General features: G+C 66.0%; 14 protein-coding genes. 5 read left to right on the top strand and 9 right to left on the bottom strand.

Going from position 1 to position 12,778, the window contains the following annotated elements; all coding sequences use genetic code 11:
• Window positions 1–13: 13 nt before the first annotated feature.
• The 5 genes from OP18_RS55985 to OP18_RS38915 all read right to left on the bottom strand — a co-directional run bounded on the left by OP18_RS55985 (window position 14) and on the right by OP18_RS38915 (window position 5,544).
• The gene (locus tag OP18_RS55985) at window positions 14–2,242 is read right to left on the bottom strand and encodes a type I restriction-modification system subunit M/S (protein WP_081971482.1); all 2,229 of its coding nucleotides are present in this window, start codon (window positions 2,240–2,242) and stop codon (window positions 14–16) included.
• Between the two features lie 16 nt (window positions 2,243–2,258).
• Window positions 2,259–2,906: a hypothetical protein gene (locus OP18_RS38925; RefSeq protein WP_245635675.1), complete on the bottom strand. Its 648-nt coding sequence runs from the start codon at window positions 2,904–2,906 to the stop codon at window positions 2,259–2,261.
• Window positions 2,907–3,470: 564 nt separating this feature from the next.
• The gene (locus tag OP18_RS62100) at window positions 3,471–3,593 is read right to left on the bottom strand and encodes a hypothetical protein (protein WP_260709934.1); all 123 of its coding nucleotides are present in this window, start codon (window positions 3,591–3,593) and stop codon (window positions 3,471–3,473) included.
• A 34-nt stretch (window positions 3,594–3,627) separates the two neighbouring features.
• A complete protein-coding gene (locus OP18_RS38920) occupies window positions 3,628–4,287 on the bottom strand; it encodes a DUF6308 family protein (RefSeq protein ID WP_033364197.1) in 660 nt (219 codons plus the stop codon).
• Window positions 4,288–4,458: 171 nt separating this feature from the next.
• Entirely contained in the window at window positions 4,459–5,544 is a 1,086-nt protein-coding gene (locus OP18_RS38915) for a hypothetical protein (RefSeq protein ID WP_033364227.1), read from the bottom strand.
• Between the two features lie 295 nt (window positions 5,545–5,839).
• Here OP18_RS38915 and OP18_RS58010 point away from each other — a divergent pair, with 295 nt between their 5' ends.
• The gene (locus OP18_RS58010; protein ID WP_156090094.1) at window positions 5,840–6,664 is read left to right on the top strand and encodes a hypothetical protein; all 825 of its coding nucleotides are present in this window, start codon (window positions 5,840–5,842) and stop codon (window positions 6,662–6,664) included.
• Window positions 6,665–7,070: 406 nt separating this feature from the next.
• On the opposite strand, the gene OP18_RS38905 is transcribed toward OP18_RS58010, so the two are convergent.
• Complete coding sequence (locus OP18_RS38905) at window positions 7,071–7,670, bottom strand: CPBP family glutamic-type intramembrane protease (RefSeq protein ID WP_033364195.1); 600 nt, start codon at window positions 7,668–7,670, stop codon at window positions 7,071–7,073.
• A gap of 151 nt (window positions 7,671–7,821) precedes the next feature.
• Between OP18_RS38905 and OP18_RS38900 the strand changes: the two genes are divergently transcribed.
• Entirely contained in the window at window positions 7,822–8,181 is a 360-nt protein-coding gene (locus OP18_RS38900) for a YciI family protein (protein WP_033364226.1), read from the top strand.
• Here OP18_RS38900 and OP18_RS38895 read toward each other — a convergent pair.
• Entirely contained in the window at window positions 8,165–8,893 is a 729-nt protein-coding gene (locus tag OP18_RS38895; RefSeq protein WP_033364194.1) for an RluA family pseudouridine synthase, read from the bottom strand. The two genes, OP18_RS38900 and OP18_RS38895, sit on opposite strands and share 17 nt — an antisense overlap.
• Before the next feature lie 17 nt (window positions 8,894–8,910).
• On the opposite strand from OP18_RS38895, the gene OP18_RS38890 reads away from it, so the two are divergent.
• The 3 genes from OP18_RS38890 (at window position 8,911) to OP18_RS38880 (ending at window position 10,659) form a co-directional block, all read left to right on the top strand.
• Window positions 8,911–9,780, top strand: a complete 870-nt coding sequence (locus tag OP18_RS38890) for an RNA polymerase subunit sigma-70 (protein ID WP_245635674.1) — start codon at window positions 8,911–8,913, stop codon at window positions 9,778–9,780.
• Window positions 9,781–9,862: 82 nt separating this feature from the next.
• A complete protein-coding gene (locus OP18_RS53675; RefSeq protein ID WP_052387981.1) occupies window positions 9,863–10,447 on the top strand; it encodes a DedA family protein in 585 nt (194 codons plus the stop codon).
• Window positions 10,444–10,659 (top strand): CsbD family protein, encoded by a 216-nt coding sequence (locus OP18_RS38880; protein ID WP_033364192.1) that lies wholly within the window; start codon window positions 10,444–10,446, stop codon window positions 10,657–10,659. Before OP18_RS53675 ends, OP18_RS38880 begins: the two co-directional genes overlap by 4 nt.
• Before the next feature lie 63 nt (window positions 10,660–10,722).
• On the opposite strand, the gene OP18_RS53670 is transcribed toward OP18_RS38880, so the two are convergent.
• Entirely contained in the window at window positions 10,723–11,133 is a 411-nt protein-coding gene (locus OP18_RS53670) for an SPW repeat domain-containing protein (RefSeq protein ID WP_052387980.1), read from the bottom strand.
• Between the two features lie 35 nt (window positions 11,134–11,168).
• On the bottom strand, window positions 11,169–12,758 hold the full coding sequence (locus OP18_RS38870; protein ID WP_052387979.1) for a glycoside hydrolase family 10-like protein: 1,590 nt from the start codon (window positions 12,756–12,758) through the stop codon (window positions 11,169–11,171).
• Window positions 12,759–12,778 lie beyond the last annotated feature (20 nt).

The raw sequence follows: 12,778 nt of genomic DNA, 5'->3' as shown, positions 1-12,778 counted from the left end.
AATTCTGCATAACCTAAGGCTGCATCAGCGACGGGAAGATTAGGTCGCGAAATGATTGAATGGCCGATACGGCCAGCTCATGCTGCTCCAGGTTGACATCGATCAAGTCCATCAGGTCAACGATCTCCTGCTGCACCTTTAGCGCCGGCAGTGGTATGACCAGCTCTCGCATTGTAGCGGCGCTAATGTGCGGGATTACAGTGGAGTGCCCTGACTTCGCTGCGATCCAATTACGTGCGTCTGGGCTGTTGAGATAATGCACAAGATAGTTGGAATGCACCTCGTGGCTAAAGGGTCGCAGTCGCATGCAACTGGGTCCTAGGATCCATCCGTGTTCAGCTTTTCTCACAAGTCCGTGGCGTCCGAGCGTTCCGGACCGGACGCAAACGATATCGCCAGCCCGAAGCACGTAGTTGCCCAGTTTTGCGGCGACGTCGGGCCCGATTGTGTCCAGTTCATTATGGCTGAGGTAGCCGCGTTTGATGTTGCGTGGTAGCACGAGCGGCGTCCAGCCCTGTGTAGTCAACCCGCGCTTGCGGTCGACTGTCCCTGGACCTGAGTGAATGTCGCAGATATCTCCGAGAGAAACGTTATGCCACCCCGCAGCACTTGAGTGGTGTAGTGCCGCGAGCCTGGCACCCACTTCGTGGCGAGCGTGCCTTGCTCGCTCGGACAGTTTGTCCAACTCTCGCTGCAGAGATATCAGGTTGGTCGATCTTAATTTTGCTATCGAGGCACGGACTGCGGTTTCTTCGTGTACATACCGTCGCGGTTGGAGGTCGTAGTCATTCTGCCGAATCTCGTCGAGTCCGACTGACCGAGCAAACGTGAATGAATTTTCGAAGTTGCTCGGCTGGGAGCCGGTACGCCAGTCGCGATACACTTGAACGATCTCCGCAACCTCGTTATCGCGGAGAAGTCGTTGAGCGCGCTCGCCTGTCGCTCCCATGCTCGTGGCGTCGACGAACAGAATCTCTGGCGGTGCGCTGTCGCCAGATTTCGGTCGACGGAGGAGCCAGAGCGAAACCGAGATGCCAGTGGCCGCGAAAAGTCCGGCGGGGAACGAAATGATAGCTTCGACCGTTCCTGCCTCAATCATGCTGCGTCGAATTTCGGCACTCAGTCCACCGGCGAAGAGCGTCCCGTTTGGCATCAGAATCGCGGCGCGTCCACCCGGTTTTAGGTGGTGCACTGCAAGCTGTAGCCACGCAAAGTTGGCAGCACTTTTGCTTGGCGCCCTAAAGGGCCAGCCGTCCTGTTGGATGTCATCCGGAAGCGTATTATTGAAGGGGGGATTCGAAACAACGACATCGAACTGCTCGGCGGCGAATTCGGTCCGCATAATCTCGGGACCGCCAACACGTAGTTGGGCCTCACTGCCGTGCATCGACAGGTTGAGTAGCGACATCCGAAACGAGCGTCCGTTTATCGCTTGACCGAAGAGCGATTTCACACCACGTTGTGCCGCTGCCACCAGCAACTCGCCAGACCCGCATGACGGATCGTATAGCGCGTATGCGTTTTGCGGGTTGAGAATCTCGATCATGCATTTCACCACTGATGAGGGCGTGAAGTGTCCACCATGCCGGCCGAGGTCGCGGTTGATGTTCTCTAGCAGCGCGTCGAACATTACGGCTGATCCAACTTTTTCGAGATTAATATCATCGAAAAGTTCGATCGCCTCTGTTAGCTGCGACTGGCCGTAGAGATCCAAGGCCATTGCGGGGAACAATGGAGTGTCATAATGCCGGAACCGCGTATTCCGCAGCATCTGCCCTATCACATCCCAAGAGTGCTGTTCTGTGACGGCACGCCAGAGGCCGGTATCGGTCGTTCGGAGGTACAACATGGCCATGATGAAGTCGAGAGCAGCGACGTGATCGAGGTTGCTCCGAAGTAGATCTACAATTCGCCACAGTTGGCTCGTCCAGCCAGAACGCTCTTCTTCGGGGACGCGCGGCATTTCCGCCTGAACGCTCGCTAGGGATGCACCGCCATTGCGGATGAATCGGTCCCCATATGTTGCGCCCGGCGCCTCGCCAGCTCGCAGTCCGTTGCGGGCAATCTTGCGCTGACTTAGCCAACGTGCGATCTCGTCTGGTGCAAACAGCTCCTGCCCACCCGTCATGGTGGGTGAGGGGAAGTCGGCGTGCCTCTTGCGCCAGTTGCTGGCCGCACTGACGCCTACCCCCGCCAGATTCGCAACGTCGGTGAGGGTCAGGCTTGGACTGCGTTCACTCATGGCATTCCCTCGCCGGTCAGCGGAGCCTCAGCACCCGTGGCACCTCGTCGGTCGGCCGCACAGCCGCCGCCAGGTCAGACGACATGTAGCCGAACAGTCGGTAGATAGTGGCGTGAGATGCCGCCAAATCATGCCGGTGAATCGGCTCGTGGTGCATCACGCGGTTGCGTAGCCCCAGCACTTGCCTGAGTTCCGCGTGCAGGACGTCACGACGCCCTCGGTAGTGCGGGAACGCTCGGTGCAGCGCGGGAACCCACAACGTACGATCGTAGGTCTGGCTGATTAATGACACCCAAAAGCCGAACGTCAACTTTGCCACCACGTCGTTCGCGCTCTGCGAAGAAAACGGTGCGGACACCTTCTCCAAGGCATGCTTGACCAGCCGCTCCCCGTGCTCATTGAGCGGCGCGACTGACCACCAGTTCGCACGTCCGAACCGGGCACTCAGCTCGCGGTTCAGCTTGTTACGCAACGCAACTTCGACGAACTGCAGCACAGGAAAGAACGCTGCGGAGATGCGGATGTTCCATGCGTGCAGGTGCCATGCAGCGGCAACGTCCCCACCACAGTCAGCGAGGTATGGAGCAAGCCTCGCCTCGGAGAGCACGTCGTAGACCCACTTGTCGTTATTGTCGCCGATCGGCTCGTGCTCTGCGAACGTCACTCTGGCCTCCTGGGATCGCGACACCACGACAGCGCGACGCTGTGGTATGGTTGAGCCGTAGGCCCCAGGTCCGCCTCTGCTTCGGCATGCTGCCTGGGGCATTGTCTTTGGCGCGCCCGCATCACGGGGACCGCCGACTGCCTCCATTGATAAAAGTATCCCAGGGCGACTTTGGCGTCAAGTACGTTGGAGTACTCCGATTTGTGAACTCGGTAAGTACGAGGTGGTACACGGCCGGAGCCGTATCCCGCTTTGCGCATCCGAGCCGCGAAGTCCTGCAGGTTGACGTTGACATACACCGTCTCGGCCATAGCGATGATCGATCAACCGTGGCGGGCGAGAACTTCAGCGGACACCTGCCTGCACGCTGTCCTGCCGCTGCCGTGTGTGAACGGAGGCAACTGGCTCAGCGTTTCATAGGCCGACCTGCCGTCACAGACATGGGAGGCGGCGACGTTCCACTGGGGATCTTGAATTCCAGTGAGCGCGGGTACCGCAAAGCGATGCGGCCGCCGGTCTCGTTACGTGGAATTTCGCAGACCTACCCGAACGCCTGCTTGACCGTTACACCAAGGCGCCGACCCGGACACCGTGCTCGCGTACAGCCTCCGGCGTGACGTCACGGAGCCAGCTGGACACCGTTTCGGCGTCGAGTTGCCGCGCGACGCCGTTGAGCACGAACCGCATCAAGCCGTCCTCTCCTGAAGAGGCGCCGTTGAGGTCATTCATCGCGACGTGACGGCGGTACCTCTTGATATTGCTGGAAACCACGGTCTTTGCCTTCGCGCCATGCGATGACATCGAAGATGCGGAGGGCGCTGAGACTATCCGGTAGCTCAGCGAGAGCTCGGAGGTGGAGGAGCCGGTGCTGCAGAGCGCAATGGTCAGCCCGGAGCGCCCGTCGCAGCGGCTCCCACTGGACTCTTTCGGCGTTGGTGACACCCGCGACCACTGGGTCCCAGATCGGACGCAGGCGCGGCCGTTTGCGTGCCAACAGCTTCGAGGCCGTCGTCGTCCCGACACCGAGAATGCCGGTCAGTTCGCGCATCAAGTGCCAACCAGGCCATCCGTCGTCCAGCGGTTGATCCTCATCCGCGAGGTCTCGGTCAGGACCCAGGTCGACCAGCATCTTCGCGAACTCGTCGGCTCGGTCCCAGAGGAGTTGGCGTACCGCGGTCTTCGGTGCCTCCACCGACAGGAACTTGATCGCAAGTAGGTCGTCGGCAGTGAACCGGAATGGGTCGGACGCGGTCCAGATATCGAAGTATGCCCCGTCCGCGCATCCCGGGCTCAGATACGGCGAGCCGAAGTATCGCTTCAGGAGGCCGACGGCGGCGCTGTTATCAGGAGCCTGGAGCGCTACAGGCAGCCGGAAGGTCACACAGTGAGCCTGCCAGGGTGGCGGACAAGACGTCCATCGGCCGAAGGCACCTTCGCGTGTCCCAGGTTTCGAGTTCGATCACGTCTGGTCGACCGTTCTCTTTCATCAATCGCCGAGCAGGACATCGTCTCGCTGGGGTTGCGGTAGTTCTGACTGGACCGCCGCGCCGAGTCAGTCCATAGGTCGCAGCTCCGCGGGCTCATAGTCCAGCTGGTACACCGTCACCGCGCCCTGATCCAGACGGTACAAGACGATGGTTGAGAGCAAACTTTCCTCGACTATCCGCGCTCGCATGCGGTACCGCTCGCTGTCGTCAATCCACTCCTCAACTCGGTCTGGCAACGTGAATGACAGTCGATACGCATCCGGACTCTCCCGCGGGAACAACTCCCACTGCGTAACGTGAGAGTCGGCGCGCCGGCGTCGCAGACCGATAGCATGGCGCGGGCGATGCTGGGTGAATGCTAAAAAATGCTCCATGGTGTACGGAGACTGAGCCGTCAACGTCAGCACGAACGGAGCAGGTGGGAACCCGAGGAGCAGCTCCCGACCCTCCGCTGTTCGCAGGCCGTACCCCAGATCGGAGGCAACCTGAGCCAAGGCATCATCGATGTCCTCGGACCACCACGATGGGGTGCTAATCCCCACTTGCGTAGAGTCCGTGGTCTCCAACTGACGCCGTACTATCTCCCTGAGTTTGGCCCGCGGAATCGACGCCTTGGCTGACCGGCTCTTCAGTGACTGCTCCAGGCTGTACACCCGATCTGCGGCGATAGCGACGGTACGCCGCAGCCAGGCAAAGGTGTCTCCGGACAGGTCCACCAGGGAGATCTGGTGAGCGATCGCGTACTCCTGGGCCGGTGTCGAGAACCCTGAAGTCGAGAACAAGGTGTAGACGTATCGGTACCTTCGCCTGGGTCGCCGGCCCGGGTCGAGTTGGACGTAGTTCTCGTTTACGTCGCTGATCACACCGAAGGCGTTCCGCACGTCGTAGATGCCGGTCGTCTCGTTGCGGAACTTGGCCTCGACGAACAGCCGGATCGGCAGTGAGAACGGTGGCACGAACGCGAACTCTCCGAGCGTGTCTGCCTGGTGGTTCGCGCCGCGCCCCTTGACCAGCAGTCCGTTGCCGGCTGAGGTCAGCGCACCATCAGGATCGTCCTGCACGTTGACCAGCAGCCGGTACCCGCTTGTCCGGACCAGCCACGCGAGAGCCTCCTCGAGGAGGTAGCCGCGAATCGCCGCCAGTGAGGTCACCGGCGCACCATACCGGCTCAGCACTTCCTGGACATCACGCTTCTCTATGGACGGGGACCGGTGAGCCATCCGTTGGGTTCGTTTGGCCGCCCAGCCTGGCACCGCTGGCTGCATAACGGGCGCCCCCACTCTCACCCCCCGCAACCGTCACGATCCAGCGGCAGTCCATCGCAGAGGCCACCGGAACGGAGATCGCCGAAGGTGTGGCGCGGGCATCTCAAGTGAGTGAATGCAATGAATTGTCGCTATATGACGATCTGTAATTCGATCATCACTCATCGATTACAGTCGACACATGTCGACCAGGGCGGTTGGACGGGTAGCCCGCGCTCGTTTGGTGGAGCCGAAGCAGATGAACACGCTTGGCGGCGGGGCGGACCGACTACGAGCAGCGTTGCAACCGGGTTCGCCTGAGCTTCGATACGGCAGGACTTGGCACCTCAGTCAAATCCACGAGGAGCAGGGGTTTCTTCACGGACGCCTCGGATTTGGGCAGCAGGTCGGCGTAGATCTTTGGCAGGATGAGGCTCAAGACTTCGAGAAGGCGCGAGTCGACAACGGCGTTGCAGCACCCTTTGTGATCCGAATGGTCGACATGGTGCTGGTCTACCAGCCGCGCAGGCAGGGTATCCGCCCGGAATCCTTCGCCGGCGCACTTCGGGCAATCCTCCGCCGGAGCGGCAAGGACGAGACCTGGCAGATCGAGTCCCTTGCCGGCGAAAGGGTGCCCTTCGAGAAGTGGCGTGCGACTGTTGACATCGTCACGCGGCTGCGGTTTCGCCTAGAGCCGCCAGGGCCTCCCCAGTCGTACTCGTCGACGGTTGCCGGACTCATCGCGGCGGTCGGTCCGGATCTTGCGGCCCTCGAGTGGCGGGCGGCGGCGGGCCTCAATACGGAGGCGAAGCTTGTCCAAGAGTTACTCAGCCAAGTTGAGGCCGGCATCGGCGACATGGTGGCGTATGGACGGTGCGGCAACGCTTCGAATGCCGAACGGCGGTGGAACAGCGTGCTCGGGGACGAGAGCGTGATGACGGAGGTCGAGGTTTCCGAAGACGGCGGAGAGGTAAGCCGAAGCAGTCTTCTTGCGCAGTTCGAAGCAATCGACATTTTCGAACGATGAGCAAGTCGAACTGCGGATGGTTTTCGTCGGAACCGAGGCCCTCGATCCGCGAAGCCGCTGATCACACGGCTACCATTCGCGACGCAAAACCCGAGGTCAACGCCACGAACGTGCAGGATACGCGCTTGCACTACGAATACCAGCGGAATTAGGAAACTGTTGCTCTGTCCCCTGAGCTTCGAGGTTTCAGCGAACAGGGAGCCGATGTCCATCCTGCCTGCGTGCGCATAACCCGGCCTCTCGTGGCGTCCGTGCGTTCGGGCTGAGGGCAGGACATCGATCGGTCAATCGAGCATTCGCACCGACGGGCTCCCTCAGAATGCGGGGTTGATCTGCCGACGGCCTCCACGAACCGGGGGTGCTGGCCGGCGGCAGCAACCGGCGGGCTGGCCACTAGCGGAAAGCGTCAAGCGGCGAACAGCGCCAGGGCCAGGATGCAGTGGGCGGCGATGCCGGCCTTGACGCTGTCCAGGCGGACCGTCACCGTTGCCACGAGTACGTGCATGACCAGGACGAACGCGAACGGTCCGGAGAAGGCGAACGGCAGCGCCGACAGCAGGGCTGACAGCAGCACCGCCCGGGGGCCGTCCACCGGGAGGCGGGGCAGCAGGTAGCCGCGGCAGTACAGCTCCTGTACCCCCGCCAGCAGGAGCAGCCAGGCGTAGTGGTGCTCCACCCGCAGGAGCATGGCCAGGCCGAGACCAATGGCGGCCAGGCTCGGCAACAGCAGCAGGTACCGGCGCACAGGCAGCCGGCGGCGCAGCTCCACCACCGGTGTCACGGACCAGCGGCCGGCGGCGTGCAGGAGCAGGCCCAGCTGCACCGGCAGGAGCACGAACACCACCGCGAAGGCCGGCGCCACGTCGAGGGGGCGCAGCAGGGCCGTGGCGGCGAAGGTCGCGGCGATCGGCAGGAGGTGCAGGGCGAGCGCCCGGGGCCAGGTGAACCGCTGGACCGGTGGCCGCGCGGTGCGGGTCCCGGCGCTCCGAGTCATCGTCACCGTCATGGATGTGACGGTATGGAAACCGGGGCGGTGGTCCCAGCCCGCTGACTACCGTGTCGGGGGTATGGCTGGCCATACCAAGAAAAAAATGATGTCGGATCCGGGTCGGGCCGTTCGAGGTACCGGTGAAGCCACCTACTGACAGGAGATGGACATGCGCTACCTCGTGCTGCTGAAGGGGACTGCCCCCGGGACGCCGCCCCCGCCGGAGCTGATGGCGGCGATCATGCAGCTGGGGGAGGACGCCACGGCCGCGGGGGCGTTGCTGGACACGGCGGGGCTCGCGCCGAGCGTCGACAGTGCGCGGGTGACGGTGACCGGCGGCGGCGCCCTGGACGTGGTCGACGGGCCGTTCGCGGAGACCAAGGAGATGATCAGTTACGCGTTGTACCAGGTCAGGACGAAGGCCGAGGCGACGGAGTGGACGACCCGGTTCATGAAGCTGCACCGTGACCTGTGGCCGGGCTGGGAGGGCGAGGCCGAGGTCCACCGGGTCTTCACTCCGGCGGGATGACCGCGTCCGGGACGGGGGCGAGGAACTCCTCGTCCGGCGGTGCCTGCACGGTGACCCGCTCGCCGTCCAGGTCGAACGACAGCCGCCACGCGTGCAGGTGCGTGCGGCCCGTCGCGGCCTTGTCGAACAGCGGGTCGTTGAGGATCGGGTGACCGATCCAGGCGAGGTGCACCCGGATCTGGTGGCGCCGGCCCGTCAGCGGGTTGGCGACCACCAGGGCGTGCCGCTCGTCCTGCCACGGTACCCGCAGCTCGGTCACCGACGGGTACGTCGGCACCTGGTCGAACACGGCGTCGGCCGGCACGGACCAGGTGCCGGCGGCCGTGTCCGGGTCGAGGCCGGCGACGATGCGTTCCCGGGCGGCGGCGATCCTGACCCGGTTCTTGCGCCCGACGCTCAGCGGCAGGTCGACCCGGCCGGTGGCGGGCAGGCCGCCGGGGGTGACCACCGCGAGGTACGCCTTCTCCACGGTCCGTTTGTTGAACTGCCGGGTCAGCCCGCCGTGCGCGGCGAGGTCCTTGGCGAACAGGATCACGCCGGAGGTGACCTTGTCGATGCGGTGCACCGGGTACAGGGTCTCGCCGGCGTCGGCGGCCATCCGCACCAGGTCGGACTCGTGTCGCTCGCCCATGACGGACACCCCGACCGGCTTGTCCAGGGCCAGCACCGTGTCACTCTCGAACAGCGCGCGCTTCCGGTAGTCCGCCCACATCGCCCTAACATACGGTGGTGGAGGAGTACCGCCGCGAGCTGGAGGTCCACTGCTACCGGATGCTCGGCTCGGTGCACGAGGCCGAGGACCTGGTGCAGGAGACGTACCTCAAGGCGTGGCGGGCCCGCGACGCGTTCGACGGGCGGTCCTCGGTGCGCACCTGGCTCTACCGGATCGCCACGAACGCCTGCCTCGATGCGTTGAAGGCCCGCCCGCGCCGGGCGCTGCCGGTCGACCTGGGGCCCGGCGAGCCGGCGCACTGGCTGGAGCCGATCCCCGACGCGGTCCTGGACGCGGCCGGGCCCGAGGCGGCCGCGGTCGCGCGGGAGGGTGTCGAGCTCGCGTTCCTCGCCGCGTTGCAGCACCTGCCGCCCCGGCAGCGGGCCGTGCTGATCCTGCGTGACGTGCTCGACTGGTCCGCGGCGGAGACCGCGACGCTGCTGGAGATGACCGTCCCGGCGGTCAACAGCGCCCTGCAGCGGGCGAAGACCCGGGTGCCGGCCGCCGCGGGGCCCGCCACGGCCGCCGAGCACGAGGTCGCCCGCCGGTACGCCGACGCGTTCCAGCGGGCCGACATCCCGGCGATGGTGCGCCTGCTGGCGAAGGACGCGCGGGCCTCGATGCCGCCGTGGCGCATCTGGTACCAGGGGAAGGACGCCATCGAAGCATCGCTGTGGGAGGGCCGCCCGGGCCTGGGCGAGGTCAGGGTCCGCTGCACGGGCGCCAACCGCATGCCGGCGGTCGTGGCGCACGTCCGCCCGGAGGGCGCGCTCGAGTGGCAGCCGTTCGCGGTGTCGGTGCTGTGGATCGCCGGCGGGCTGATCACTGACATGATCGCCTTCCACGACCCCGCGCTGGTCGCCCGCTTCGAAGACGTGCCGACCTGAACGAGGGTGGTAGGGGTAGCCCCCTGGCGATCGGCCGGCTGGCACTGGTGTCGCGGACGGCGCCGAGGGGCACGGTTGAGGTGTGGAGTGGGCGTACCTCGTGATCTTCGTGCTGCTGGTGCTGGACTGCCTCCTGCCCGTCCTGCCGGCGGAGACCAGCGTGATCGCCGGTGGGGCCCTCGCGGCCGGCGGGCAGCTGCGGCTGCCGGCGGTGCTGGCCGCGACGGTGGCCGCGGTCGCCGCCGGGGACCTCCTCACCCATGAGGCGGCCCGGCGGGGCGGACGCCGGCTCTTCGGCCGCTGGACCCGTGCGGGGCGGCCGCGGCAGGTCCTGGCGCGCACCACCGCGGCACTGCACCGCTGGGGCGGCGCCATCGTGGCGGGTGGCCGGTTCGTGCCGATGGGGCGCACCGCGGTCGCCCTCGCCACCGGCTACGCGCGGTTCCCGCGCCGCCGGTTCCTGCCCGCGCTGCTGCTCGGCGCCGTGCTGTGGAGCTGCTGGATGGTGTCGCTCGGCTACGTCGGCGCCCGCGTGTTCGGCCAGCCGTTCGCCGCGGCCGGCGCGGGCACCGTCGTGTCCGTCGCAGTGACCACCGTGTTTGCCGCGTGGCGGCTCCGGGCACCCAGACAGTGCACGACGGAACCGAGACGGAAGGATCAGCGATGAGCTTCACGGACAAGGTCGAGCACAAGGCTGAAGAGCTCAAGGGCGCCGCCAAGGAGAAGTACGGCGACGCCACCGACAACGAGCGGCTGCAGGCCGAAGGCGCCGCCGAGCGTGCCGCCGCCAAGGCGAAGCAGGCCGGTGACCATGTCAGGGACGCCGGCGCTGACGTCAAGGACGCGATCACCGGCGGACACACCAACCACCGCGTCTGACGCATGTGACACCATCGGGCCCGCCCCAGCACCACCGGGGCGGGCCCGAAGTCTGTCCGGGGCTCAGCTCGCCGCCGACAGTCCCGTGCAGATCAGCATGACCAGGCCGACAGCGAGGTCGTTGGCGGTCGGCGCGCTCCAGCCGTACTGCAGGACCAGCGGCGCGATCAGCAGCCAGCCGCCGAGCCCGGCGGTCACCCACGCGAGGGCCGGGGTCGGGCGCAGCATCCGGACCATGGTGACGATGGCGACGGCGACGCCGACGACCGTGTCGCCCCAGAACACGTCGTACCGGGCGGCCCCGATGTACCCGATCGGCACCGCTGACACCACCAGCCACACCGAGGCCAGGAACACCACGGCGAGGAACGGGGCCGGGGAGGACTCCCGGCGTTCGGTGCGTTCCTCGACGTCGGCGGTCACCCGGGCGTGTGCGGGGGTCGTGAAGTCCTGGTCGGAGATGAAGCTGGTCACCGACCGAACCTCGCGCGGCCCGGGATGAGCCGTGCTCACCTCGCCGGAGTGCTCTCGTTCCACGAACGGTCCAGCGCCGTCACGCAGTACGTGCCGGCGGCGTCGGGCACCGTGACCTCGCCGTCGCCGCCGCGGCGCACCGCCAGCAGCACGGCCTTGTCGCCGCGCACCTGGTACACGGCCGAGCTCGTGCCCTTGCCCCGCCAGGTCAGTTTCGTGCCGGACACGGTGACCTTCGGCGGCGGCGGGATGTCGGAGGGTAGCTGCGCCATGACCGGCGGCAGCGCCGGGGTGCTGTAGAAGTTGGTGGCGTACCGGGTGACCGAGCCCAGCGCGTCGCTGCGCATGCTCTTGGCGCTGAAGTGCACGCTGCCCGTGACCTGCGGATACTTGCGGTTCATGGCGAGCTGCCGGTCCAGCTCGCCGGCGTCGGACCAGGCGCCGGACTGCCCGACGCGGTAGTCGGCCTGCCCGATCCACAGCTGCACGTCGGTGTCCTTGACCACGTCGACCCACCAGGGCAGCAGTTTGGCGTAGTCGGCGACGTCGAAGCCGATGTTCCAGTACAGCTGCGGCACGATGTAGTCGAGCCACTCCCGCTGCACCCACAGGCGGGTGTCGGCGTAGATCTCGTCGTAGGACTGCAGGCCGCGGGTCGGTGAACCGGCCGGGTCGGTCCGGTCGTTGCGCCAGATGCCGAACGGGCTGATGCCGAACTTCACCCACGGCTTGATCTTGCGGATCTTGTCGTGCATCTCCTGGACGAGCTTGTTGACGTTGTCGCGGCGCCAGTCCGCGCGGCTCATCCCGCCGCCGTACTGCGCGTACGCGGGACCGTCCGGGTACTCCTGCTTGTTCACCGGGTACTGGTAGAAGAAGTCGTCGAAGTGCACGCCGTCGACGTCGTAGTTCTTGACCGCCTCGAGCATCGAGTCCTCGACGAACTCCCGCGCGGCCGGGATGCCGGGGTTGAAGTGCAGGCGGCTGCCGCCGGTGCCGGCCGCCGGGTAGACGACCGCCCACTCGGGGTGCTTGCGCAGCGGGTGGTCCGGGGCGAGCGCGTTGATGTCCGGCCCGGCCCCGCTCGGCGCCGGCTGGCTGCCCCGGTACGGGTTGAACCAGGCGTGGAACTCCAGCCCGCGGGCGTGCGTCTCGTCGATCATCCAGCGCATCAGGTCGAAGCCGGGCGCCTTGCCGCGCACCCCGGTGATCCACTCCGACCAGGGCGCGTACGCGGACGGCCACAGCGCGTCACCGCTCGGGCGTACGTGCACGAAGACCGCGTTCAGGTTGCGCTTCCCGGCGAGGTCGAGCCAGCCGAGGTACTCGGCCTTGATCTGCTCGTCGGGCAGGCCGGGGCGGCTCGGCCAGTCGATGTTCTCGACCGTGGTGATCCAGATGCCGCGCAGCTCCCGCGGCGCGCTCAACGGCTTGCCGTCGCAGCGCAGGTCGGTGCGGGTCTGGGACCGGTCGGCCCGCTCGTTGCCGCGCGCCGGCGGGGTCGCGGTCGAGGCGGTCGAGCTGACCCAGACGGCGCGGACGGCGCCGACCCCGGCGACCACCGCCAGGACGATGCCGATCACGATCGGCAGCACCGGGGGGCGGCGGGGCAGGCTGTGACGCACGTCGACCAGTCTGCCCGGGC

This window comes from Dactylosporangium aurantiacum (assembly GCF_000716715.1).
Classification (GTDB): Bacteria; Actinomycetota; Actinomycetes; order Mycobacteriales; family Micromonosporaceae; genus Dactylosporangium; species Dactylosporangium aurantiacum.
The sequence above is the reverse complement of the archived record's forward strand: the minus strand, read 5'-3'. Positions and strand labels throughout refer to the sequence as shown.

Coding starts and splice junctions, on each gene's coding strand:
- OP18_RS55985 (WP_081971482.1), bottom strand. CDS start 2,242: ATGAGTGAACGCAGTCCAAGCCTGACCCTCACCGACGTTGCGAATCTG.
- OP18_RS62100 (WP_260709934.1), bottom strand. CDS start 3,593: ATGCGGTTCGTGCTCAACGGCGTCGCGCGGCAACTCGACGCCGAAACG.
- OP18_RS58010 (WP_156090094.1), top strand. CDS start 5,840: ATGTCGACCAGGGCGGTTGGACGGGTAGCCCGCGCTCGTTTGGTGGAG.
- OP18_RS38905 (WP_033364195.1), bottom strand. CDS start 7,670: ATGACGGTGACGATGACTCGGAGCGCCGGGACCCGCACCGCGCGGCCA.
- OP18_RS38900 (WP_033364226.1), top strand. CDS start 7,822: ATGCGCTACCTCGTGCTGCTGAAGGGGACTGCCCCCGGGACGCCGCCC.
- OP18_RS38895 (WP_033364194.1), bottom strand. CDS start 8,893: ATGTGGGCGGACTACCGGAAGCGCGCGCTGTTCGAGAGTGACACGGTG.
- OP18_RS38880 (WP_033364192.1), top strand. CDS start 10,444: ATGAGCTTCACGGACAAGGTCGAGCACAAGGCTGAAGAGCTCAAGGGC.